This is a genomic window from Cellulomonas humilata (assembly GCF_030814415.1).
GTDB lineage: Bacteria > Actinomycetota > Actinomycetes > Actinomycetales > Cellulomonadaceae > Cellulomonas > Cellulomonas humilata_A.
Map to the genome: position 1 here is coordinate 58,778 of NZ_JAUSVB010000008.1, position 25,549 is coordinate 84,326.

Consider the following 25,549-nt stretch of genomic DNA (forward strand, 5'->3'; position numbering starts at 1 on the left):
TAGCGATGAGAGAGCTGCTACTCACCTGGTACGGAATTACCGATCTCCGGGCATCTCTGGGCTTCGACGCCGGGGAGGGGCCGATCGTGGGGGCGCTGAAGTCCCACCTATACACGGGCGTCGTCGTTCTCGGGTACGTCAAGCGCGCCGACGGTACGTCCGACCCGACTGCAGAACGGGACACCTTCGCCCTAGAGCTACAGGCAGCCCGGGACAGCATCGAGGCGGGAGACCGAGGTGCCGCGAGCCGCTTCGTGACCCAGTTCGCGAACAGCCAGGCGGCCCACATGCACTTCGAGACCTGGCTGCGCGCCCGGGTCGACGGGCTGTCCCCCGGGACCGAAGTTACGTTGACAGGCCACGTCCTGAACGGGTTGAACGACACCGAAGGCATCTACGCGGGCGCCGTTCAGGCCCTCGATGCCGTCGCTCAGCACCCCGAGCCGACGCAGGTGTCGCTGTACCTGAGCCCAGGCACACCGGCAATGGCTTTCACCTGGGCGTTCGCCGCGCTCGCCCACCCCGGCGTCAGGAAGCGGCTGATCGCCTCCTCCGACCCGACCAGGCCACCCGAGCTGGTACGGCTGCCAGCCGAGTGGATGGAACGGTTCGGTCGACCGGCGCGGCCCAATTCCGAGAACGGCGCCGGATTCGACGCCGTCTTCCACCTCTTCGGCGAGCAACGGATGCCAGCCCTGCTCGGTGTCCGGCAGTTCGAAGCGGCACACCACATCTTCGTGAGCTCCGAACAGTTCCCCGCCACCGTGATGCGTCAGTTCACCGGGGGTGCCGCGACCAGCGACGTACACATCGACCCGTACGACCCCGCGGACGTAAGGGACCGGATCCTCGCTCATGCCGCGGACCTCGGACCCGGGAAGCACCTCGGCTTCAACCTGACCGGCGGCACCAAACTGATGTACGCAGGCGCTCTCGCCGCTGCGCGCGCACTAGGGGCCACCCCGTTCTACTTCGACAGCCGCAACCGTCGCGTGGTGTTCCTCGACGGCTTCGACAGCCAGCCCATCAAGCCGATCGACTCGGTTCAGACCTTCTTCGACCTCAATGGCGACGGTCTGAGCATCTCCCGCAAGGGCGGCCCTCCAAACCCGAGTTCCGATCGAGCGGCTCTGACCGAGGCTCTGTGGAAGCAGCGCTCCGCTCTGGCGACCATGGGCTTTTACAAGCGGATCTCGGCATACAACGACGACTCCAGGCCGTTCAAGGACGCTTCCGGCGGGTTCACCTTCGAACTCAAGGACGACAGGACCGCGACCGTCTCTGGAAACGGCCTGGACCTGGCAATCCCCAACTGGCCGAGGTTCGCCGCGTACCTCTCCGGCGGCTGGTTCGAGGAGTACGTGTACGCCCAGCTCAAGCCATACGCCGACAACAGGGCCGTCCAGGACCTCCGAATCAACCTCGAACTCGCCATAGCCAGTCCGGCCGGCAACTACGCGCACCGGGGTGCGTTCAACGAACTCGACGTGGTCTTCACCGACGGCTACTCCCTCTACATCGTCGAGTGCAAGGCAGGAATGGTGAATCAGGAACAGGTTATGAAGCTCCAGAACCTGGTCCGTTACTACGGCGGCGTAGACGGGCGAGGCATCGTCGCGGCCCACGTCCCTCCGTCGGCCATCCAGGTCAGGCGCAAGATCGAGGACGCGCACATCGTGCTGTGCTCGGGTAGCACCCTGGTCGACCAGCTCAAGGAGTTCGTGGACGGCATCGCCGCACGTACGGCGGTCGGCGAGTGACGCTCCACATCGTGTGCGACACGTCGGGAAGCATGAGCGAGAACGCCAAGCCGTTCGTCACGCGGACCAGCGTGCTCACAGTCGCGCAGTACGTGCGACTGGGGTACGCCAGCACGTCGGTCAGGCTGCACCGCTGGGCGGACGACCTCCAGGAAGAGGGCGACTGGACAGTCGACGACGAATTCCCAGCGGCGTTCCACCAGTGCGTGGGACGCACCTCCGCGCAGGCACTGGTAGGACTCGAGCTGACCGACGACGACCAGATGCTGCTGCTCACCGACGGGTTTTGGGCACCCAAAGAGGCGAAGGAGATCTCCGCATGGAAGCGGGCACTGCCCGACGGTTGCCTGCGGGTGATCAAGGTGGGCTCGGACGCTCACCCGCAGCTGACCGGAGCGGACGTGTTCGCACCGGACGAAATCCTCGCCGCGCTCAACGGCTGGCTGCCGGAACCCGGGCGATGACCGGTTGGCGGGCCTTCGGCGCGAGCGTGCGCGGACCGGGGCACGTCGCTTCCGGGCTGCCCAACCAGGACGCTTGGGGCTGGACACGGCGCTCCTGGGGCGACGTCGTCGTCGTCTCCGACGGCGTCGGGTCCAAGTCAAAGGCCGAGTACGGCGCACGCGCCGCCTGCCGGGCGGTCCCGCGGGCGGTGCAGCACGGACACGAGGCCAGCAAGGCATCCCTCGCTGAGATCAAGGCGCGCTGGCTAGACAACGTCGCTCCCTTCGAACCGCGGGACTGTGCCGCCACCTGCCTCTACGTTGTGCGTCCGACGTCAGGCTCGATCACAGTCGGAGTATTGGGCGACGGACTGGTCGCGGTGACGAAAACCGACGGCGGAATCGAGTACGTCGAACACAGCAAGACCGGCAGTTTTGCCAACATCACGTCAGCGCTCTCGGACTCGACAGCCGAAGGCGACTGGCGAGTCGTGGAGTTCGAGCAAGACCAAGTGGAGTCGGTCACGCTGTGCACAGACGGCATCGCGGACGACTTGGAGATGGAGATGCGCTCGGCGTTCTTCCACAGCTGGATCGAACACACCTCCGCGATCGCGGACGTTACCGCCGGACGGCACCTCCGCACCTCCCTGCAACAGTGGCCAGTTCCTCGGCACACCGACGACAAGACGATGGCGTGTCTACGACGAGCCGACCCAGGAGCCTCGTCATGAGACCCAACACGCCCAGCCAGTACGTGATCGACGAGCACGGCAACCGCCACGGCCGCCACGACGAAGTGGCACGCGCCGGGCAAGGAGTCGTGTATCGGACGGCCGACCCCGGTCTGGCAATCAAGCAGCCCCTGAAACCCGGCACCGACCAACTCGACGACTCCAAAGACTTCGCTGCGCTGTTCCGGCGCATCCGATCACTACCGATCCCATCGCGGATCCCGATGTCGCTGCCGCTGGCGATCCTGCGCGACCAACCCGGGTACGTGATGCGGCTGCTGGGCTCGATGGAACCGTTTGACGTTCTCGATTGCCAGGACTTCGAGTCCTACATCGCGACTGGGTCGACCAAACGGCGCTTCTATGCGCTCTACCGGTGCGCTGCGATGCTGGCCCGGCTGCATGCGGCCGGCATCGTCTATGTCGATCTCTCCACCAACAATGTCCTCCTCGGACCAGGGGAGATGCCTGAGGTGTGGCTGATCGACACCGACAACCTCCGGGTCGAAGCGGACAACGGACCAACCGTGTTCACCCCGCACCTCGGCGCGCCCGAGGTGGTGCAGCGAACCGACAGCGCCCGTCCTCGCACGGACGCATGGGCCTTCGCGGTGCTTGCATTCAAGCTTTTGACAATGGGACACCCATTCCTCGGCAAGAGAGTGCTCGGTGCCCAGGACGAGGACGCCGGGTGGGACGCGGACCCGGTGGAGGACGGAGTCCCGTCCGACCGGGACGAGCAGGCGTACGCCGGATTGCTCCCGTGGATTCTGGACCAGGACGACGACTCGAACGCGGCAGACACCGGGCTTCCCGCTGAACTCGTCACCACCCCGCGCCTGCTCGCCCTCTTCCAAGAGACCTTCGGACCCGGTCGCACAAACCCGCACCGCCGACCAGCCGCATCCTTGTGGGCATGGGAGCTAGCCCGGGCCTTCGACACCTCGCTGACCTGCACCAACTGTCGGATGTCGTTCCTGTCCGACCAGCACGACAAATGCCCGTACTGCGAGGCACCCGCACCCCGACACGTCGTTGCCCGCGGTCCGTTCGGCGACAAGGTCTACCAGGGCGGGAAGGAGTCCATCGCAGTCCCCGCCCGCATCCTCGAGCCGTTCTCGCCGGACAGCGGGGACGACATTCGCTATCAGGTCGAGATTGACTTCGAGGCGGGCACAGCCCGACCCGTGCGTGGCACGGCAGACCTCCCGCCAGAGCTGGGCTTCGAGTTCCGAGGAAGTGGACGATGAAGTTCCAGGACATCCCCGCACCACTTTGCACTGCCCGGGTCGCACCAGTCGCGGGCGAAGAGCTGGCGGAGGGCCCCGTGCTCTCAGTGAGTCCGGTTGAGGAGCACCCCGGCGAGTTCGAACTGAGGACCCAGACCGGGCTGGTCCGAGTCACACCAACACACGACGCCGACGTGCACGTACTCAACGGAGAACTCGCCACAGGGCGGACCGTGCTGGCTCACCTGTTCAGCCCCGCCCCGGACGGCACGGCCGAACTCCACCTCAAGCTGTTCGCCGGGGCGCAGCACGAGATGGGCCGCCTGGAGATCGGCGTCGACGAGCGGGTCCTCAAGGCGGGCAAGAAGCTAGTCGCCATCCGGAGCCCCAGCGACGCACAAGTCTGCGACGAACTGTGGCACCGCAGCACCTACACGGTGGGAACCCGGAGCTACTTCTTCCTCACCGCCGGCGAGGCAGCCAAAGAGGATCTCGAGGGCGTGACGACGCGGCGGGCCTTCGCGCTCCAGGGTGACGGCGTCCGGTTCGCAGTAGAGGAGTACATCCGCCCAGATAGCGCCACCATCTTCCTGGCAAGCAAACTCACCCCACGCCGGACCACGGATCCGGCCGTGCGCCTGGCCCGGGGAACCCTGAAGCTCCTGGACTGGACAGCTGCAGGAGCGCTTGGTGTCCTCGCGTCGGCCGAGCTGACCGAGCTGATCGCCAGCGAAGGCAGCTACCTCAAGAAGTGGGACGAGTACGGGGCGATCGAAGGCGACATCTTCCTCGAACGCGCCAGGGCCGTCGGGAAGTTGAGGATCGTGTCGACGGCCAGCACCAGGAACGGGAGCGTGGAGGTCGGCGCGGAGGTGCTGTCAGTCGAGCAGGCCCGCGCCCTGGAAGGGATCACCCAGCTCGAGCTCACAGATGAGCTACCCAGCTACCTGACCAATCCGCAACTGACCTGGTCCGAGTACTCCCACGAGCTCTCCGAGGAGTCCCGATCCGGAGGCCGACGTGCCGGACACGAGACGCTCGTCGTCCCAGTCGAGTCAGTGCGCGGCAGCACGGTCGAGCTACGACTTGACGACCCACCCGGCCATCAGTGGCTGATCTTCCCGGTCGCCAGCGAGGTAGCTCAGATCAGGCGACGGATGGATGCGCGCAAGAGAATCCTGAGCGGCCGGTCCGCCAACCCGAACCTCGGCCTGCTCATCGAGGAAGGGGGGCAGCTAATCCCACGCACGAAGACCGCACCGATCAAACCCCTGTCCTCGTTCGTCCGCGCCAAGGTGTTCCGCAACGACCCCACGCCCAAACAGCTGGAAGCCATCGAGGTGGCGCTGAACACCCCCGATATCGCCCTCATCCAAGGGCCACCAGGGACTGGGAAGACCACGGTGATCACGGCGATCGTCGAGCGGCTGAACGAACTCGCGGACAAGCGAAAGCACAACATCAAGGGCCAAATTCTGATGTCCGGCTACCAGCAGGACGCAGTCGAGAACCTGATCGGGCGGCTCACCGTCAACTCACTCCCCACACCGAAGTTCGGCCGGCGATCGAACGAGAAGGTCGACGTCCAGTCGGCCTCAGATCGACAGTTGGAGGAGTGGTGCACCCAGGTAGCCACCAGCCTCCGAGAGGCAACCCCTGACCTGGCCATCTCCGCGGAAGAACAGAGGATCCGCACCCTCTGCATCCAGTACATCAAGGCACCATCGACGGTCCTTGCGTCGAGCCTCCTGGCCGCGGCCGCGGCACTGCCGCTCCGGACGCTCGGGGAGGACCTCCACGCAAGACTCGTAGCGCAACTGCAACGCCTCACCGAGGAGCAGGCCGTGGCCTCGAGTCCCGAGACCACGCTCCGACTTGTCCGTGGCCTCCGAGTCAGACCGGAGAGCTTCGCCGACGACGGCCCTGCGCGCGCGTACGACGTCCGCGACGGCCTCACTGAACTGCTCGACGAGACCCAACGCGCCCTGCTGAACAGGGCTGTCACCTGGACCAAAGTGGAACCGCCGCCCTTCCTCGCCGAGCTCAACACGCTCAAGGGTGAGTTGCTCACCCGGCTCACACCAGCCCCCGCCTTCCGAGTCGAGAAGGCCCGCGACGTAGTCGTCGAACTCATCCGGGACACGCTGGCAGCGATCCGCGAGCGCGGAACCACCGCCCAGGACGGCAGGACCGCAGCGCTGAGCGAGTTCCTCCACGAGCTCGAGAACAACCCCCAGGGCTGCGCGACGAGCGTTCGCGACTTCAGCCTCGCGTTCGCCGCCACCGTCCAGCAGAGCGTGGCCAAGTCGATGCGGGACGCCAAGGGCGTCGCGGCGAACGAGTCCTTGACCTACGAATGGGTCATCGTGGACGAAGCTGCCCGAGTCGGCCCGCGCGACCTGATGATCGCCCTGGAACAGGGCAAGCGCACCATCCTCGTCGGCGACCACCGGCAGCTGCCGCAACTCCTCGACCAGAACGTCGCCGATCGCCTGGAACAGGGTGACGAGACCGGAAACGGCGCGGAGTGGCTCAAGAAGAGCATGTTCGAATACCTGTTCGCAGAGCGGCTCAAATCGCTCGAGCAGCAGGACGGGGTAGTCCGCCGGGTGACGCTCGACCGTCAATACCGAATGCACCCGATGCTGGGCGACTTCATCAGCCGGACCTTCTACGAGAGCCAGAACCCCGACGAGAGGTTCGAGCCCGGGCTGCCGGCGAGCCACTTCACACACAACTTGCCAGGCACGGATGGACGCTGCGCCGCCTGGATGAACGTCGGCGGTCAGCGGACCAGTTCCGGCAAGAGCGCAGTCAACATTGCCGAAGCCGAGGCGATCGTCGAGAAGGTCGGCGCATGGATGGACTCCGACGCTGGGCAAGACCTGACCTTCGGCGTCATCTCGTTCTACCGCGCCCAGGCGGACTACATCCGGCACCTCCTGGCGGATCGGCACGACCCCAAGCGGCTGCTGGTCGGGACGGTGGACTCCTTCCAGGGGCGCGAGTTCGACGTCGTGTTTCTCTCGGTCGTCCGGTCGGCCGGCGCTTTTGGGTTCCTCAAGCTGCAGAACAGGCTGAACGTGGCGATGAGCCGACAGAAGCGGCTACTGGTCGCGGTCGGCGACTCCCGGTACTTCGACACCCCCGAGGCCGCACGTGACGTCCCGGGCCTGCACGCGTACCTTCAGCTCTGCCGTACCCAGGGAGTAGTTCTCTGATGGTTGCCAAGGTGCTCGACTTCACCCGGCGCGAGCAGACCGCCGACGTCGTCGGCAAGCCCCGCGAGCTGCTAGTCCGTTGCGATGGGTACCGGGTCACCCTCCCGACGTCACGGTCGGGTGAGGTCCTGGAGAACCCCTTCGAACGCGTGGTCCTCCGCCTCCTCGACCTGAGGAGATACGACGTGGAGGGGCTGGTTTCCGAGACCCGTCTTCCGGGCGACCTGGTCAGGTTCATCCTCCTCCGCCTAGTGGACGAGGGATACCTCGACCAGCGCCACGACCTGCTCGACGCGGGCCGGGCAGCACTCGACAAACTCGACCGGGCCGGGTCGGCGGCGGTCGAATACAGTACCCATCTCGTCTTCCGCGAGCGGATCAGCGGCACGTTGCTGCCCATGCTGGTCTCCACCAATGATCTCCCGCTCCTCGAGGCAGAGGACGGCGACCAGCTTGCGATCTTCGTCGGCTCGAATGCCGCGAACGCCGGTCGCCAGAACTCCACCAGGCCGATCTATCCGAGCGTCGTCGGGCGGAAGCCGGTCTCGAACGCGGCACCGGTACCACGGGAGATCGAGGCGGTGCTGGCGCGGATGAGCCAGCGCGCCCGAGTCCTCGGGACATCTGGCCAGACTCGCTCTGTGGGTCAAGGGATTCTGATCACTTCCGAACCGGAGCCGTACCTGCTGCGCTGCAAGCAGGTGATCCAGAAGTTCGACGGCGACTGGCGCATCACTGATCCGTTCGGGCAGGGCTACTCCGTCGACCTCGAACGGGCCTACCGGGAGCTCGTGGACCGGGACGAGGACGAAAGCACGAAACTCCTCGCTTGGCAGAGCCGGATCGCATCCCAGGCTGCCCCCCGCCCGAGTGATGCCCCAACGGTCCCCAGCTACGGGGACCCGCGGAACATCCAGCTCTACCCGGATCTGGTCCGATCATTGCGGCTGGCGCAGTGGTATGGCGCCGTGGAGTGGGCGCTGTTCTACCTCAACCAGGGCAACGATCTCACCCAAGCCGTTCAGCTCGCGAAAGTACAGACGTCTCCCGCGAACGAGAAAGCAGTTCTTGAAGCGGCGCAGGACCTGGGCTTCGCCGCCAATGCCCAGCTCCTACGTGGGCTGGTCGACCTCCGGGCCGGCAGGATCAGCGCTTTCCAGGAGGGGTCCGCGGGGATGGCGACCGTGCTGCCGCTGGCCGTCCTCAGCGCGTCCCAGAACCCGGGGCATCCACTGCTGGGGCTGGCCGACGAGATGCCGGAGCTTGTCGAGGTCGTGGCCTTCCTCAAGAGCCAGCGCGATGACGAGCTCCACCACAAGACCAACGCTCCCAAGGGTGACGGTCCACTCCCATCACCCCTGGACACCTGGACCCAGCAGCTCGTCCGGACCCTGCTGCCGACGTTCAATTTCGACGGGGACGTTGAGAACACCCTGCCCCGATCAGCCTCAGTCGACGATCGCCTCGACGCTCGTCTGAAGCTGCAATCGGAGTTCGGCCGCGCCGTGTTCGGCAGCTGGCCGAGCGAACTCCAGGACAACCTGCTCGACTCCGAGCTCGCCTGGCTGGCGCTCGGCGGCGACGAACCTTCGGACGCCAGCACGTTCGTCAACCGGCTGGCTACCGCTACGCAGAGCGCCTTCCGGCACGCGCTCGACCGGATGCCTCTCGGCACGCCGGTCGAGGGTGACTACGTCGCGATCGCGGCGGACCGCGCGGAGCGCCACGGATTCGGCCCGCTGCCTGACAGCGTGCGAGCGGTGCCGACCCGGAGAGTCGAGAAGTCGTTGTACGGGGGGCAGGGAACGCTCGGATCCGTGATCGCCGCGTACCTGGTTCGCGCGGACGAGACCGACCTCACCAGGCTCGAACGACACAGAGAGATCCTGCTGCGCGACCTCGACCGGTTGATCAAGCTCAGAGGGCACGGCAACCGACGCGTCGAAACCGACCACCAGGAACGCGACTCCTTGCGGCAAGGCATCTACACCATCATCCGATCACTGTTGGAGAGCTAGCGCCATGACGACTGACGACGAGCGACCCGCCGAGCACAGAGAAACCACGGAGGACGCCGCGGCCCGAACCGTCGAGATGGAACGGCTGGCCGGGGAGCTCGAGCGCAAGCGCGTCGAGCTCGACCAGCGGGAAGTCAGCGTCAGCCTGCTCGAGAACGACGCCCTGGAGCGCGAGGCCGACCTGGCGAAGCGCGACGCCGCGCTGGCCGAGCGGGCCGCGGACCTGGTCAAGCGCGACGCCGACCTCGTTGCGCGTGACACCGACCTCGTGAAGCGCGACGCCGATCTGGTAACGCGCGACGCCACGCTGGCCGAGCGGGCGGCGGACCTGCTCAAACGTGAGGCAGACGTCGGTGAGCGCGAGACCGTCGCCAACGGCGGCTTCGCCCAGCAGCGGGTCGAACTGGCCGCCGAGCTCGGCAAGCAAAGGGACGACACCCAGCGGGATCTCCTCACGTGGCAGGTCACACGGCGCGCGGACGCCGACGCCGAACTCGATGCGCACATCCAGCGGCGGCTGGCCGACTTGGCCGCGGAGGTCGACGCGGAGCGCGCGAATGCGCGGGCCCGGATCGCCGACGAGCGAGCAACCTCGGAGCAGGAGCTCGCCGCTGAGAAGGAAAGGCACAAGCTCCTGGCGCAGGCGGTGGAGAAGAAGGACGGTGAACTCTCTGCCAAGGAGGACCACCTCGCCGGAAAGGACCAGGAGCTCGAGTTCAGGGAGAGCCATCTCCAGGAACGTTGGGAAACAGTCGAGGACGAAGCAGAGAGGCGCACCGCAGAGCGTGTGCAGTCGTTCGCAGCGCGCGAGCAGCAGGTCGTGGCGGAGACCGAGCGTCTCCGAAGCGAGCTGAGGGCTCAGTGGGACCTGGTCAGCGCCTTCGACGACCTGAGTCGCCAGCTTGGCGGCCGGCCCGCCGAGGTCGTGTTGGAGGACTTGAGAGTCAAGGCAGCGGAGATCGCGCGCCTGAAGGAGGCCCTAGCCAAGCACCCGGCGCCCGAGATCGCCTCGCGGCTCAAGGACCTGGAGAAGGCGAACTCCCACCTGGTCGGCGAGCTGAAGAAGACGCAGGATTCCCGGGCGAAGGACGAGGAGAAGCTCCGGGTCGCCCAGGACCTGCGGCTGCAGGTGTCCGAGGTCGACGCGGAGAACCGCAGTCTGACCAGGATCAACGAGCGCCTCACTGCAGAGGCGACCGAGGCGACCAGCGAGCTTTCCCGACTGCGTGCGGCGTACCAGGGCCGGCAAGAGGCAGAAGGTCGTACGAAGGAGATCGAGCGTGCTCGATTCGACGTGGACGCTGTCGGTGTGCAGCCCCATCATCCTGAGGGCGGCATAGACGAGGTTGCCTGGCTTGACGCGATCAGCGGGCGTTGCGTTTCGCATGGGCTGCGGTTTCCTGAGCGCATTCTTCGCTCCTTCCACACGGCCTTGAAGACAGCTGAGTGGTCGCCGCTGACCGTGCTCGCTGGTGTCAGCGGCACCGGCAAGTCCGAGCTGCCCCGGCTGTACTCGCACTTCGGCGGCATCGTCTTCGACCACATCTCCGTGCAGCCGAACTGGGACAGTCAGGAGGCGATGCTCGGCTTCTTCAACTCGATCGACAACCGGTTTGACGCTCAACCGCTGCTGCGGTTCCTCGCGCAGACGCAGAAGAAGCGGACCGAGGACTACCCGGGCCTCCGGGACAACGTTGCCCTGGTACTCCTCGACGAGATGAACCTGGCTCACCCGGAGCTCTACTTTGCCGAGTTCCTGTCGACCCTGGAACTTCGGCGAGGCTACAAGGGGAACAAGGGACCCAGCCTCGCGGTCAAGATCGGTGCTGGCCTGCCCGAGTACCAGCTTCCGCTCGGCAGGAACGTGCTCTGGGCCGGCACGATGAACCAAGACGAGACCACAAAGTCACTCTCCGACAAGGTGGTCGACCGCTCGATCATCATTCACTTCCCCCGCCCGACCACACTCGAGCGGAGGAAGAGGCAGGAAACCCTCGACGAGTCGAACCGCGGAGTTCCGCTGCACCGGCGCACCTGGGAGGACTGGTGCGTGCGCGAGGTCGAGTTCGGGGACGAGATCCAGCCATACAAGAAGTTCGTCGAGAACATCAACGCGGCGCTCGCCACGGCAGGACGGGCGATCGGGCACCGGGTCTGGCAGTCGGTGGAGTACTACATGGCCAACTACCCGACGGTGCTGGCGGCCCAGCGGAGCGGTGACGAGGACGCGCTCGGGGACGCAATGCACGTCGCCTTCGAGGACCAACTCGTCCAGAAGATCATGCCGAAACTCCGCGGTATCGACACTCGAGGCGCGACCAGGACGGACTGTCTGGACCGGATCGAGTCGTTGGTCGTCTCCGAGGGAGTTGGCGGAAGGACTTTCAACCTGGCACGGGACTTCAAATTGGCCAACCAGCTCGGCTACGGCCAGTTCATCTGGCAGTCCGCCAACTACCTAGAGGGCAGCGCTGAGGCTGCCTCCGAGAGCGTGCCGACCGCAGACTGATGAACCTCGAAGACCTGTACACAGGTGCTGGTGCTGAAGCGCCTCACGGTGCTCGGTGCCGGGCCTTGCTGTCCCAGACGCACTGGTTCGCCAGCGTGGCCGAACTCGACCCGCGGACCGGCTATGCCCTCCCGCTGCCGTTGTCCACCACGCTTCGGCGGATCGGGGCACTCGGCCGAGAAGCCTGGGCCTTTGATGGTGACGAACCGCCGCGCGACCGACTTTGGCGGATCGCGCAGCACGCGCAACCGGCTCTGCTGCTGCTGCTGCACAACCTCGGCGAGTCCCCTGCGCGAGAGCGGGCGGTGCTGCCGATCAGATCGGTCCGCGAGCTCGACCAGGCAAGCTTCATGGCGCTCTCGCGCCGGCCGGGCCGCACCGTCAGGGAGAAGCTGGCCAGCAAGCCGTACCTCCAGGCGGTGCGGCACTACCAGTCAATCGACCTCCCTCAGAATCGCCTGGTCAAGGCGTTCTGCCTGCGGATGTCGGAGCTCCTATCCCTGCGCGAACAGTCCTTCGGCTACCAGGACGACCTGCTCCCGCGGATCGACTCCTGGCTCCGCTCGCCGCAAGCAGAACAGATCGGTCGATGGGAGAACCTCCCGCCGAACAACACCCTGCTCTCGCACCGTCAGTACCGCGCGGTCTGGGATGCCTGGCGGTGGCTCCAGACCCTGGACGACGACGTTGCCCGGGACTGGGAGTCTTTCGACGAGCGCCAAGCGCTTGTCGAAGTGTGGACCGACCTGGCCCGATCGAGGTTCGCCGACCAGCCGCTCGCGTTCGATATCGACAAACTGAGCATTGAACCCTGGGATCGCCTCCAGCGGATCCCGGCGGACAGCGCACCCGAGCATCGCTCGTCAGGTCCGCTCGCCGACTCCGCGGCCTGCATCGACCTCGTACCGCTCTTCCCGCGGTACGCGATCTCGGGCCCCCCGACGACACCCGCGCCCTTCCCCCTCCTCTGGCAGCACTGGGAGTCCAGCGATTCCCACGACAAGGCGCCAGTGGACATCGAACTGATCGATGCCGAAGGAGTCTGGAACCACACGGAGGCCACCACGGTCAGCGCAACGCTGCTCTTCGAGGACAACGCCGTCCCCTCCGACCAACTCGACCGGGCCGCTCGATCGATGGCAGCGACGTTGAAGAGCGAGTTCCGTCACGGGACGCTGCACTGGCTCGCGCCCGACATCGCCAACGACTTCACCCTTGAGGTCCTGCGGCGCAACCTGAACTCACAGTTCGCTGACGCGCAGCCGCTTCCGCGCAGCGTGGCAACGATCTTCGCGCAGCTCGACCTCAGCAGCGTCAGCCCTAACTTCGCCGTGGTCGTGCTGGACTCGTTCGCCGGTACCCGGTACGCCACCAAGCTGGTCGCGCACCTCGATGAAGAACTCAGGGAGCGAAGCCCGGATACCTACGGAATCTGCTGGGAGCGCGAGCCCTCCGTCAGGTTGGGCGTCGTCAAGAAAGCTCCGTTCCCACTCTGGCGCCTGAACGCCACAGGGACTTGGCGCCCACCGACGGAAGCCGTGCCCGCGGTCCCGGACGATGTTGCTCAACTCAAGCGCGACCCCCTTGTGGGGGCGTTCGATCTCTACCTGGCCGCAGGAGACGAGCTTCCCGCGGGGGGTGTCCGCTTCGGCGAGCTCCAGCGCCTCGCTGGCACCGTGCCGCTGTGGCGTGACCACCTCCCGGAACTGAGCATTGAGGTGATGTCCCAGGGGGTGCGCCACGACTTCGCCCTCGTGTCGCGAAAGCAGCGTGTCGCCGTTGATCCGCGCAGGGGAGTGCGCACCCACATCCCAATTGACGCGCGCTTTGTCCTCCCGCCGGGCCGGAGCGAATACCGGTTCCAGCTTGTTCAGGGAGGTCAGGGAGGCGAACTCGAGTACGACGCCGTCCTACGGTCCCAGGCGTTCCCGCGTACCGAGGAGACGGAGTGCAGGCTGGAACTCACCTACGAGTACGGCGCCGACGACCCATACGTCCTCCGGTTCACCCCAGTCGACGCGAGCTTCGCACCGGTTCGCGCGGCCTGGAGGGCGGTGTCCGACCGCCCGCCGGTTGACGTAACGTCGCTCCCGATCCCGCCGTTCCCGCCGGCCGGGTCGTGGGCCGAACTCGAGCATTGGCCGAGGGACAGGCCCGGCCCTAATGGTGAGACCACGTCAGACCTCCTGGAGTGGGCCGAGAGCGCATTCGCCTCGTTGGACGACACGAACGCCCTGTTCCCCGACCGGGTCACAGGCGAGTTCTATGAGGGCCGACTAGACCACGACGGGAACTTCTTCTGCAGCGTCCTGGTCGACGGAGAGAACGTTCACTGCCATTCGAGGAACTTCTCCGAGCTGATCGACGGATCGACTTTGAGTGCCGGTGATCCGGTGTTCCTCGTTGTCAACCGTCAGCAAGCCAACGGACCGGGAGGCAGGGACCGGCTCTCCGGTAGGCAGGTGACGTTCTCGACTTTCGCGCCGCCGGGCCTCGTCGATGAGCAGATCAGGCAGGAGATCTCCAAAGCGCGCTATCCCACGTACACGATCTGGAACCACGGCCGTTCGATCGACGATGCCGACTGCCCTGCGGGTTTCCGGCATGCCGTGCAAGATGCGATCAGCAACGCCGAGCGCCTGATCGCCGAGACTGAAACCCCGGACTTGAAGTCTGAACTGACCGCGCTGCTGAGCCGGATGCACAAGGACGCCCCGGAGAGCATCCACCGCGATCTACTGAGCGTTGCCCGCCGGGGACGCGGCGCCGGGATGCTCGACCTGTCGTACGGCCTCGGGGACTGCTCACTCCCGTGGCAGCACGGGGCGCTGAACTACCTCGCCAACAACCCGGAACCCGACGTTCGAGCGCTCGCGGTCGTGCTCTGGCGGTCGAGTGAGCCGGTGCACATGCTGTCGGTCGACCAGGTCGACAGCCTGCTGAGGCACATGGCCAAGTCGTTGCCCAGTGCGCTCGAGGAGGTGTCACGCAGCGCGCTTCGCCAGTCGAACCGTGCGCGGAATCTGAAGGGCGCGCCCCCGGACCAGCGACAGCTGGAAACCGCGGTTCGCAAGGCACTGGCAGGGGCGGAGCTGTTGCTGGCACTCCTGCGGACCCGTGAGTCCGACGACATCCGGATGAAGAGCATCCTGTCGCCCGACAGCGAGCACGGGAAGGCATTCATCGCAATCGTCGACCAGGCAATCAAGGTCTTCGCGGAGAAGCGGTACGAGCTCCACTCCCGGGTGACCTTCGAACTGAGCAAGCCAGCGGAGTCCGCCCAGGTCCCGGACCTGCTGTATGCCTTGCGCCTTTACCTGACTGGCGACGACGGAGCGTCCGCAATCCGCATCGCCGGCGTCTCTGATGATGGCTAGTCAAGACGCCGAACGGCACCTGACTGGGTCACGTTGTCCACAGGGCGATGGTGCCGGGCCGGTGACCTGAGGTGATGTGCTGGATTCTGTGGACTTAGTGCCTGCGCAGGGCACTAAGTAGGGTCTCGTGGGTGGCGTGGGTTCGGCGGAGGACGGCGGGCTGGCGTTCTTCGACCGGTCCCGCACGAGCAACGGCCCCCCGAGGCGATCAACGGAAGGCTCGAGCACCTACGCGGCTCAGCTACCCGAACCTCACCAACTACATAGCCGCAGCCTGCTCGAGACCGGCGACCTCAGGCATCAACTAGGCCGTCGATTGGGGTGAGTTGGTTTGGCGAGCGGGTTTTCGCCAGCAGGCCCTCGGGATTTCGCCGATGTGGTTGCCGAGCTCGTCGCGGACGACCTTCGTGCGCGTGGCCGAGTCCCAGCGGACGACGAACATGCCGCGGCGGCTGTAGAGCTCCACGAGGTAGTCCGCGGCGCAATTGACCTCGTCGGTCTTGCGCGCGATGTCAGCGTGGCGCGAGCGCTCGTACTCGCCGATGACGGTCCCGTCCGTGGTGATCTCGAGGCGAAAGAGCATGTCGGAGATCGGTTGAGCCTCAACGACGAGGGGCATGGGGCTCCGATCAGTCGAGTTGGACGGTTCGGCCGGACCCTAGCGCTCAATGCCGACGGTCGTGAACTAGTTCGGCGTGTCCAGGACGAGAAGCCCTCCTCGACGCGATCGTCGAGCACGCCGCAAGGCACTAAGGCGTCTGACCCAACTCAGGTCTGATGATGGCGAGTCAAGACGCCCAACGGCAGCTCAAGCTCCGTGAACAACGCCTACGTCAAGCCAAGCGTTTGCTCGGGGAGTGATTCCCCAATGCATGCTTCTGCCCGAGCTCAACCGTCGCCTCGGCTACGCCCCACAGCGGTTACTGGAGCCCTTCCTCCTCGACGATCCACTTGGGGAGCCAAACGCTGTCGGACTCGATGTAGGCGAGTTGCTCCGCCCGGGGCATCGCCGCCCACAGGGCTCGTGCTACAGACCTTGCTGCACTGCCCTCGCGCATGTAGTGATCGGCCGCGGCCCGCACTTCGGTGAACTCCAGCTCCCGCTGTCGCAGCTCCTGCTCCTTGTCGGCGAGTTTCTTGCGCAGATCGTCATTCGGCGCCAGCGGGGCGCCACGATCGACCTCGACCTCGACCTGCATCGACTGCTCGAGCCAGGCGCGGCGCGACAGGACCACGTTGTTGCGCTTCCTGTCGAGCTCGATGATCCTCGCCTCGAGGACCTTGCCGACGTACGGCTGGAGGTCGCGGACGCGACGCATCTCCACCAGCGAGTCGGGCAGGAAGCCGCGCAGCCCGATGTCGAGGATGAGGCCGCCCTTGACGACCTCGATGACGGTGCCGGTGACGACGCCGTCCTCCTCCTTGATCTTCTCGATCGTGCCCCAGGCGCGCTCGTACTGTGCGCGCTTCTTGGACAGGATCAGCCGGCCTTCCTTGTCCTCCTTCTGGAGGACGAGGGCCTCGACTGCGTCGCCGACGTTGACAAGGTCTCGGGGGTCCACGTCGTGCTGGACCGACAACTCACGCGCGGGGATGAATCCGTAGGTCTTGGAACCGATGTCGACAAGGACAGCGTTGCGGTCGACCTTGACGATGGTGCCCTCGACGATGTCGCCATCGTTGAAGAGCTTGATGGTGGCGTCGATCGCGGCGAGGAAGTTCTCGGCCGAGCCGATGTCGTCGACGTGCCGTTCGTTGGGGCTCACCTGCTCCCTCGCAGACTCGGTTTCGTCGCCGAGCCTATTACGTCATCCCAGAAAAGGCGCGCGTTCGGGCTGATCACGGACGCAAGACTGACCGGGCCTCTGCGCCCCCCATTGACTGAGCGTGCCGGGCCGATGGATGTCAGGTTCGCGACGCGATCACCGTCCCCAACCCGTGGTTTCACGATCGTCGGACAACAGCGAGGGGGCGGATCGGCTGGACGGCGACCGAAGCCGAAGCGCGACCAGGCGTGCCGCAGGTCGGTCGCGCGCTCGGGTGCCGAGGCAGTCGCGGGGGGATCGACGCGTGTCGGGAAAGTCGATCGGGCTCCCGTACTCCTTGAGATCGGATTGCCGCTTGCCGATCCAAGTAGCGACAGGCGTGAGGCCAGATTGGTTCGTGGATGGGACGGGGCATTGATCGACACAGTCAGGCTTTCCCTGAGGCTGGGAAACGATGCACGTGGTCATGGCCGATTCGGCCCGTTCACGGTGGAGCCCGACGCGGAGATCTTGATCGGTCGCGCAGCGCGCAGGGGCCTGCGGCTCGTGGACGAGTGGGTGCCTCGCGACCTGGTGCGACTTCGACCAGCAGGGGAGCAGTGGCTTCTCGTCAATGGGCCTAGCGCAGCTGTTCACGTCCAGAACAAGTGGGTCACGACTCGCCTGGAGGAGCGGTGGGTCGGAAAGGGCGAGGCTCGGCGCCGTTCTGAGGTCCAGGTCGGCGTCGAGTTCAAGAAGGGGGCCGTAATTGCGCTGCCACCCGGCAGGACGATCGCTCGGTGGACCATCTTCGACGACGACATCTGGATGAGTGTCAACATCGGTGGCTCCCAGCACGACGCTGCTGGTCTGCCATTGCCTGCGCTGCGCGCAGAGTCGTCATCGGTAGATCCCAGGTCGATGACCTTCACGCACATCGGGGGTCGCAGCGTAAGGCTCGCGCCCGACCAGCGCAGGGCGATGGCTGTACTTTTCCGACACCAGCTCGACGATAGGCCGCGCCCGAGGAACCTCGAGGCCGGAGCAGCAAAGGAGCTCGGGATCACCGAGGATGCGCTCAAGAAGCGGATCCGGCGCGCGCGTGCCGCCGTCAACAAGCACCGCGATGCCGAAGCCCAACTCGACGATCTGGACGAGTTCGGCGCCTACCTGATCGAGACGTCCCGCATCGTCACAGCTGACGATCTCGCCTTGGACTGACGTCCCCTAGGGGTCGGCCCCGAAGAGCGCCCTTTTACTTGAATGGCCTTGTGCCGGTCAAGTGGACCGGTGAATCGGAGGGCACGATGAGTACGACAACGCTTGCAGCTGAGCCGGGACACCTGGTGCAACTGCGACCCGCCGCCGCGGCTGATCTCCTCGAGGACTGGTACGGCTCCCAGGACGACGACGAGTGTCTGTGGTACCCCGCGATCGATCGAAACGTCGACCAGATCGCGGCTGGCGACCTGGTCTACTTCTGGGTCAGCGGAGCCGGCGACGCCGCCGGACTGGTCGGAGTCGGCGTCGCCACAGGGGAGTTCGAGGAACTCGAGCACGCTCGCAACTACGCCGACCCCGAAGGGCTGCGCTCGCTGCGCAACTCCGCGGAAGTGAGTGTCGTGTGGGTGACCGACAAGCCCGTCATCACCCGCACGGAACTGAAGCGTCTCGATCTGTTCATCGACTTCGACCTGTTCAGGATGCCGCGACGGGCGAACGCGTTCACCGTCACCCGCGAGCAGGCGGCCGTCTTCAATCAGCGACTGACGGCGGTGATCGGCTGATGCGCACCGTCCGACTGAACCGCGACGAGCTTGTCTCCAGACTGCAGGCGAACCGCGACAACCACCGAGCCATCTTTGAGCGGGCCGTCGAGGGCTACCGCGAGCGATGGGTCGAGGAGCTCGAACGCCGCCTTCGAGACGTGCGCCGCGGCCGGGAGATCAACCAATACTTCAGCCTTCCCGAGCCTGAGGACCACACCGACGACTACGACCGCGTCCTGACGATGGCACGGATGTCCGTCGACGAGGTGATCGAGCTCAAGGAGGACGAGGTCGCGATGTTCGTCATGGACCAGTGGTCGTGGAAGAGCTCGTTTACACGGACAACCACGATGTACGACGGTGGTGCTCGATGAGCGCGGGCACTCATCACGCGAACGCCAGCCAGCTCACCGCTAACCTCTGGATCGGCGGCGACTTCGAGGTAACCGACCCCGACCTGGCGGCCCTCCAGGTCGCCGAGCTCGTCGCTGCGGGACTGAGCGACGTCGTCGACTTGCGGCTGGAATGGGACGACGAGGACTGGTTCGCCCGGCGCTGGCCAGCCCTGGAGTACCGGTGGCTCGGCGTCGACGACGCCGGTCAGCGCATGCCTGGTCAATGGTTCGACGAGGGCGTGGGGCTCATACTCAGCCGCATCGAGGCCGGCGGTGTCGTCCTGGCTCACTGTCACATGGGCATCAACCGAGGGCCGTCCATGGGCTTCGCCGTGCTGCTCGCCCAGGGTTGGGACGCGATCGAGGCGCTCGACGTGATCCGGGAGGCACGACCCATCGCGTACGTCGGGTACGCCGAGGACGCACTCAACTGGTGGCTGCGCAAGCAGGGCGCCAGCCGCGCCGACCGCGCTGTTGCTCGCCGGCGCATCGCGCAGTGGCGTCGGGACAACCACCTCGACGTCAACGCCGTCATCCGGCGGATCCGGCGCAAGGAGACCGCGGCCAAGCCCGCCGCATGACGGACCAAGGACGACCGCCGAGACCGCCGCTCTCGGCGGTCGCCTCCCAGGCCCGCAACGACCCCGTCCTGGGTGTCGACAAGAACATGAGTACCCCGACAGAAAGCTGCACGACATGGATGTACTCGACGACGTCGAGACTGAGGAGTACCGGTTCGCGGACCGGCACACCGCCGCCCGAGCGTGGGCCATCGCCGCGGACCTGTGCGAACGGGACGACCGGCTGCGAATCGTCAGCGTCATCAACGAGGAGCGCGTCCCGCTGCTCATCGTCTACGACCCCGTCACCGATCTGCGCATCCAGTTCGACATGGTCGCCTGGATCCTGATCCCCGACCCCGACGGTCAGCTCCACTGCCTGTACTGGGACCAGGTGTTCGCCATGGAGCACGACGACGTCGTCGAGCACATCCGCACAGTCGCCCTACTCCGCAGATACGCGTACTTGCCGCCCTCGCCCATGGCCCCGCACGTGCTGACCTACCTGACGTTCGCCTCGCTGCTGCGCGCCGGCGTCCATGACCGCGACGGCTGGCAGATCCGACTGGTCACCGCTGCACCACACGACCCCGACACCACCGACGACGACCTGCTCGACCTCTTCGCCGGCAAGGACCATCTCTGGACCATCCTCGAGGAAGACCTGGACGAGCAGATCCAGCACGGGGCGACCCGCTATGTCGAACCGGTCTGGTGCCTGTACCGCGGCCTCGAGCCCGTCGCGCTGACCAACACCATCGACGGCACCTGGTACACCCGACACCGCAGAATCGCCCCGACTGCCCCGACCGCCCGCGGGCAGGCCGCCGCGGTCCTCGCCGCCACGCAGGAAACCCCGCCAGACCGGACCCAACCCGTCCTCCGACCCAGAACCCTCAAGAACGCGGACCTCGGCTTCTGGTGCACCATCGGCTTTGATGAGGAGACCCGATGAACCACCCCGTCCTGCGCGAGGACCTCGAGCTCGAGCACCCCGCGCGCCCCCACATGGTCGCCGCGGCATGGGCGATCGCGGCCACCGTCACCGAGCACTGGGCAGGCGTGCACCTCGAAGCACACTCCGGCGAGCGGTACCTCACGATGGCGACCGCACCCGGTCAGCCCCCGCTCGTCACCTTCACCGACACGGGCATTACGATGGCCCGCGAACCGGAGACCGAGAGCCTCGACTGGTTCAACGTGTTCGCCGAGCCGTTCCCCACCACGACCGGCGACGTCATCGTCGACGCGTTCGCCCCCACCGAACCGCGCACCGACACCCCACACGACGTCATCGCCACCCGACTCATCGCCCACCTACTCGCTCACACCGTCGACCACGTCGCCGCCTACGGCATAGGCGGCGACTCGCTCCGCGGCTGGGACGTGACCTTCGACGACGAAATCGTGCTGTCCATCGACTCCACGACGATCACCGCGCACAGCGACCCACCCCGCCGCCTGAACCTCGCTAGCGAGCTCAAGCTCGCCGGCGGCGACCACTTACTGCTCGCCTACCGCGTGCTCGACCTCGCTGACGCAACGGGATGATCGCGACGGCGAAAGGCCCAGCGAAGTCGGGCCGTGCGAGCTGCCCGTGCGAAGGCACCGATGCCTCGGGTCGGCTCCGGCCCGAGGCATTCGAGGACGAGTAGGAGCTTGCGCCACGGTTCGCCAGTGGGTTCCTTCATCGCGATCGCTGTTCGTACGGTCACCCTCTGACTCGGCTCATGCTCTCCTGCGCCATTCGCGTAGACGGTACTGGCGGCGCGCCATGCCCGGCGGAACTCCACAGGCCGCGACATGTGTCCGGAACTCGCAGCCCCCGCTGAGAGGGCCCGGCGGTCGGGTGCGGGGCTAGGTGACCCGTCGGTGGGTGGTCGTGTGCGGTTTCGCTGCGAGAGCGTCGTGTTGACCACGTCAACGGATCGGCCCGAATCGGGTCGGGACCGACCGATCCGCGATCACGGAGGTGCAGATCACACGTTCGCGACCGTCCGCCGAGTCTTGCCGAAGCGCCTTCGATTCCCTCCAACGGCTTCCGACGACTCCCAATGGTTCACGACAGGTTGCGACCGGTGGCGGGTCGTTGACTGGTGATCGCCTGCGATCATTCGCACGGTCGGGTGCACAACGCCTAGCTCATCAGCGTTCTTCCGAGCGACTATGAGGCGGGCCGATCACGGTGCGTCCGTTACACACTCCACCCGGTAGCGGTAACCACTTGCGCCTTTCCCCCACCGGGTCGACGTCCAGGGTCTCCAGGAATTTTTCCATGGGAAGGGTCGTCATTGGTCCAGTAACCGGGTCCCCAGTGCTCACCTTCGGGACAGGTGCCCATCTGATGAACCACAAATATGGAACCGATGGCTACAAACATGAACGCGAGAGCCGTTTCAAGCACCTGCCACGGATCGGTGCTTACAACCATCTTCCACTGCACACCTGTGGTCTTCACCTGCTCCCAATTATCTGCAGCCGCCGAGATGCCGCCAGGGATGTTCCATTCTTTGTCACTGAAACGGGCGGCGCGCCCCATTGCGCACCGTCCGTACTGCCGTCCGGGCCGAGATCAACGCTCACCGCGGTCCGGAGATCTTGATCCTGATGCGCCGCGGCGTCGTCCATCTGCTGACGCTGGCGCGAGGTCGATCACCACGGATGACCGGTGCCGCCATCCCGGCGCGGCGAGATAGGAGCATCCTGGACTCAGCCGTACGGCGGCCCGACGATTGGCCGCCTGCACGAACAGGGGCGCAATGCGTTCGGAGCGGGCATGTCTGTCCTTGGGATGGATGGCGGTGGGTCTCATCCTCGTCGCTGCCTGCACACGCGGCTCCGAGGAGCCGAAGCCGAGCGGGTCCAGCGCTACGTCCGGCGGCACAAGCGTGCCCGCCACCAGCGCTCCCGCCACAAGTGCCACCCGCCCCGGCGATCGCGAAGCCGCTCTCCCTGTCGGGCGCACCGCAGGACCGACCGGAGGCTGTCGCCGAGGCGTTCGGCTCACGGAGCGACGACCGCAACGCCGCGCTCACCGCGGCACTGGTCGAGACGCGCATGCCGATCATCAACGCCGACGGCGAAGCGCTGGCGCAAGGAGCGCCGGCGAGCTTGGTCTCCCGCACTGGCATGTGGCAGCGAGCACGGCAGCGTCGTCGGAGTTCTGGATCACGTTGCAGGACTTCGTCAGGCTGACCGAGCTGGCCATGGAGACGCCACGGCCGGTGCAAGCGACGGACGGCGAGGCGAAGTGGAGCGCTCTACCTGGCCTCGTTGAGGTTGGACCCCAGCGTTCGGTTCCTGCCGGCTCTCATCGACGCGACCAGTGAGCGCCTAGGAGGTTTAGGGGTCGGGTTCGGGTCGGTGGCCGACGTTCGGATGGACGCACCGACGCTGGAGGTCGTCCTTGGGACGCTGAGCCTGGCGCTGTGGGACGGTCGCGGGTGTCTACGCGTTCCTACAACAGGAATCGCAACGCGTCGTACGACGATCCAGGCTCCTGCGGACGTGGAGGGCCTTCCGGTGTAGGTCGTCGACCTCGGACCGGGGCGATGTTGGCGGAACCCTGGGGGATAGAGTGTGTGTGCGAGCGCGGGCGGGTGACAAACCGCCGGCTGGCCCCCTGAGTCGCGACTCTTCGGGTTCGCCTCACCAGCGGAAAAAGGGCTCCAGTGGCACCCGCTCGCGCATCGCTCAGGAGTCCTCGCCATCTGGGTTCCGTGTCGTCCTCGAACTCGACGCGTTCAGCCAAAAGACGATGTCTGCCGTGACCGGCAGTTCGAGCGCGCCGCGGAGTAGCGCGACGTGCGCACGGCTTCGTGAAGTGTCGACGTATTTCGTGTGGGCGAACCCGAACGCACCCCCGCCAGGCTGCGGGAGCTTGATGTCGTCAACCCAACGGCCGAACGTCGGCTGAAGCGGTCCGCCCACTGGGTCACCATGAAGGAAGCCAGTGTGCGGAAAGTAGAGATTGCTCCACCGGACGAGTGCGAACAACGCACCGTGGTCGGGGACCAGCACCGACCGGGGACGGAGACGGGGCTCACCCGGGATGCAATACCGATGGGTGTACGTGAACGCGGCTCTCATGCGTCCGGGCTTCGGGCTCCGTACAGGGGTTGTCTGGGGCGGGCAGGTTGGCATCGAGCGGTCGGCCACCAGCTGCTTGAACGGGGTGTGCTTGTCGGGGCTGAGCAGCCAGCGTGCGTGGGCGAGGGGAGAGCCGGCCGTCACCAGGTCGGAGACGAGCCAGCGGAAGCCGTTGCCGGTGAACTCGTTCCAGGCGGCGTTCTGACGCTCGCGCACGGTCGAAATGGGGGGTGGCTCGGCGGGCGAACTGCGTGGGTTCATTAGGTCCTCGACGGCACGAAGTGCCGGGGTCTTCATGGACTGCGCAGCCGCGTGAGAGCGGTTTCGACGGGTCCAGGAGTGCGCGAGGATGTCGTACGCGATCACGCTGCCCAGGCTGTGCCCGTACATGATGATCCGGCCGTACCGGCCGCTGTCGTGCAGCTCGTCGAGTAGCCGCAGGCCGGTTTCCCGCACGCTTTGCCGGGCCTGCACGTTCGCCGGTTGCGAGTCAAGGTAGCGCGAGGCGTCGCCGAGGATGTTTGCGATTAAGAGGTTCTGTGCCGACGACCCAAAGAGTCCGGCGACTTTCCACACGAGACCCGGGACGAGGGCGAGGAATGCCGCAGAGCCGGCCAAGATCGCCGGGACACCGGTGCCTCGGGAGTTGCCCACGAATAGGAAGGTGACTGCCGCGAGTAAGGCCACGGACACCGTGACCATGAGCATGCGCACGATGACAATGTGGGGTTGCAGCTTTCGAGGGATATTGCCGAGCGGAGCCCACACCAGCCGAAACGCCCAGGCGTAGACCTCGCTGGTCGTGGTGTCGCGGATCAGGTGGGCCCAGTAGAGCTCGTACACGTCGGTTGTCGGTCTATTCATCGCCCATCGCCCCGGCACCGTCACGGACGTCGCACCGACGAGCGGCGAAGCGTAGTCGGGTTTGACGAACCGTCTGGTGCCCTTCATGTCGGGAAATACCGCCTCGACGAAGTTGCGCAACGTCGTGGTCGGTCGTTGTTGGCCGATGCCGTGGACCACTACGAGCGCCTGCCGGAAACGTCGCCGTTCGTCCGACGCGGCCGTGATCTGCCAGTCCAGCTCACCGAGGACTTCGCTCCAGAACTGAGCCCGCTTTGCCTCGTTGCCCGCAGGGATGCCGGTCTCGGTAATTCGGAGTCGGCTCCGGCCTTGAGGTCTGGTGGAGACGCGCAGGATCAGTTCGGAGTTGCCAGCTCTGCCGCCCCAGACGGCTCGCAAAGCAAATGACGACTGAGTGCGCCGAACGTGTTGAACGACCGCGGTGCTGGCGGGTGCGACGGAATCTCCCGGCTCGCCAACGGTCGGCGGGATGACGATGCGCCCCCCGACGCTCCAGTCGAGGACCGCCCCTTCCCCGAGCCAGGTCTCGATGAACTCGGGATCAAGCAGGAAGCCGACGACCGAGGGCACCGGGAATTCTGTATTCAGCCCGGCGGTCACTTGGCTTGACATGTTCCCAGTCTTCTCGCTCGCTCGAGAACTACGCGACCTGGCGCCCGAACCGAACCGCCTCGGGTCGAGGCCAGCAGCGAACGCGCAATTCGAGCGTCACGAGCGATCCCAGAGTGGCTCATTGTCGGTGCTGTAGATAACGATGTTGCCGTCGTCCTGGACCACGAGTCGACTTTGAGGCTGCGGCTGTGGCGGCTCGGCCCATACCGAATGACCTGGGGCGT

At 66.0% G+C, this 25,549-nt stretch carries 16 protein-coding genes and 1 pseudogene; 14 read left to right on the plus strand and 3 right to left on the minus strand.

From position 1 onward, the window contains the following. Positions 1-5 precede the first annotated feature (5 nt). The 8 genes from J2X26_RS21565 (at position 6) to J2X26_RS21600 (ending at position 15,291) form a co-directional block, all read left to right on the plus strand. Entirely contained in the window at positions 6-1,760 is a 1,755-nt protein-coding gene (locus J2X26_RS21565; RefSeq protein ID WP_307494774.1) for a Card1-like endonuclease domain-containing protein, read from the plus strand. 32 nt (positions 1,761-1,792) lie between these two features. Next, positions 1,793-2,224 (plus strand): hypothetical protein, encoded by a 432-nt coding sequence (locus tag J2X26_RS21570; protein ID WP_307494775.1) that lies wholly within the window; start codon positions 1,793-1,795, stop codon positions 2,222-2,224. After that, entirely contained in the window at positions 2,221-2,937 is a 717-nt protein-coding gene (locus J2X26_RS21575) for a PP2C family serine/threonine-protein phosphatase (protein WP_307494776.1), read from the plus strand. Before J2X26_RS21570 ends, J2X26_RS21575 begins: the two co-directional genes overlap by 4 nt. Beyond that, complete coding sequence (locus J2X26_RS21580; protein WP_307494777.1) at positions 2,934-4,187, plus strand: protein kinase domain-containing protein; 1,254 nt, start codon at positions 2,934-2,936, stop codon at positions 4,185-4,187. The genes J2X26_RS21575 and J2X26_RS21580 overlap by 4 nt, the downstream gene beginning before the upstream one ends. Next, the gene (locus J2X26_RS21585) at positions 4,184-7,387 is read left to right on the plus strand and encodes a DEAD/DEAH box helicase (RefSeq protein WP_307494778.1); all 3,204 of its coding nucleotides are present in this window, start codon (positions 4,184-4,186) and stop codon (positions 7,385-7,387) included. Before J2X26_RS21580 ends, J2X26_RS21585 begins: the two co-directional genes overlap by 4 nt. Next, positions 7,387-9,405, plus strand: a complete 2,019-nt coding sequence (locus J2X26_RS21590; RefSeq protein WP_307494779.1) for a hypothetical protein — start codon at positions 7,387-7,389, stop codon at positions 9,403-9,405. The genes J2X26_RS21585 and J2X26_RS21590 overlap by 1 nt, the downstream gene beginning before the upstream one ends. Positions 9,406-9,409: 4 nt before the next feature. Then, on the plus strand, positions 9,410-11,914 hold the full coding sequence (locus tag J2X26_RS21595) for a hypothetical protein (RefSeq protein ID WP_307494780.1): 2,505 nt from the start codon (positions 9,410-9,412) through the stop codon (positions 11,912-11,914). A gap of 95 nt (positions 11,915-12,009) precedes the next feature. Beyond that, on the plus strand, positions 12,010-15,291 hold the full coding sequence (locus J2X26_RS21600) for a hypothetical protein (protein ID WP_307494781.1): 3,282 nt from the start codon (positions 12,010-12,012) through the stop codon (positions 15,289-15,291). Between the two features lie 304 nt (positions 15,292-15,595). Here J2X26_RS21600 and J2X26_RS21605 read toward each other — a convergent pair whose 3' ends face one another. Next, positions 15,596-15,910 carry a hypothetical protein gene (locus J2X26_RS21605; protein ID WP_307494782.1) on the minus strand — a complete coding sequence of 105 codons (315 nt, stop codon included), beginning with the start codon at positions 15,908-15,910 and terminating at the stop codon, positions 15,596-15,598. A gap of 580 nt (positions 15,911-16,490) precedes the next feature. Next, positions 16,491-17,057 (minus strand): annotated as a pseudogene (locus J2X26_RS21610) (S1 RNA-binding domain-containing protein); the annotation flags it as partial. Between the two features lie 414 nt (positions 17,058-17,471). Between J2X26_RS21610 and J2X26_RS21615 the strand changes: the two are divergent. The 6 genes from J2X26_RS21615 (at position 17,472) to J2X26_RS21640 (ending at position 21,311) form a co-directional block, all read left to right on the plus strand. Then, positions 17,472-18,257, plus strand: coding sequence for a hypothetical protein (locus tag J2X26_RS21615; protein WP_307494783.1), 786 nt, complete (start codon positions 17,472-17,474; stop codon positions 18,255-18,257). An 86-nt stretch (positions 18,258-18,343) separates the two neighbouring features. Then, positions 18,344-18,823: an EVE domain-containing protein gene (locus J2X26_RS21620; protein WP_307494784.1), complete on the plus strand. Its 480-nt coding sequence runs from the start codon at positions 18,344-18,346 to the stop codon at positions 18,821-18,823. Further along, entirely contained in the window at positions 18,823-19,179 is a 357-nt protein-coding gene (locus J2X26_RS21625) for a hypothetical protein (RefSeq protein WP_307494785.1), read from the plus strand. Before J2X26_RS21620 ends, J2X26_RS21625 begins: the two co-directional genes overlap by 1 nt. After that, the gene (locus J2X26_RS21630; RefSeq protein WP_307494786.1) at positions 19,176-19,781 is read left to right on the plus strand and encodes a protein-tyrosine phosphatase family protein; all 606 of its coding nucleotides are present in this window, start codon (positions 19,176-19,178) and stop codon (positions 19,779-19,781) included. Before J2X26_RS21625 ends, J2X26_RS21630 begins: the two co-directional genes overlap by 4 nt. 115 nt (positions 19,782-19,896) lie before the next feature. After that, positions 19,897-20,715 carry a TY-Chap2 family putative peptide chaperone gene (locus tag J2X26_RS21635; protein WP_307494787.1) on the plus strand — a complete coding sequence of 273 codons (819 nt, stop codon included), beginning with the start codon at positions 19,897-19,899 and terminating at the stop codon, positions 20,713-20,715. Continuing rightward, a complete protein-coding gene (locus J2X26_RS21640; protein ID WP_307494788.1) occupies positions 20,712-21,311 on the plus strand; it encodes a hypothetical protein in 600 nt (199 codons plus the stop codon). Before J2X26_RS21635 ends, J2X26_RS21640 begins: the two co-directional genes overlap by 4 nt. A 2,142-nt stretch (positions 21,312-23,453) precedes the next feature. On the opposite strand, the gene J2X26_RS21645 is transcribed toward J2X26_RS21640, so the two are convergent. Beyond that, a complete protein-coding gene (locus J2X26_RS21645) occupies positions 23,454-25,325 on the minus strand; it encodes a hypothetical protein (protein WP_307494789.1) in 1,872 nt (623 codons plus the stop codon). Positions 25,326-25,549: the final 224 nt, after the last annotated feature.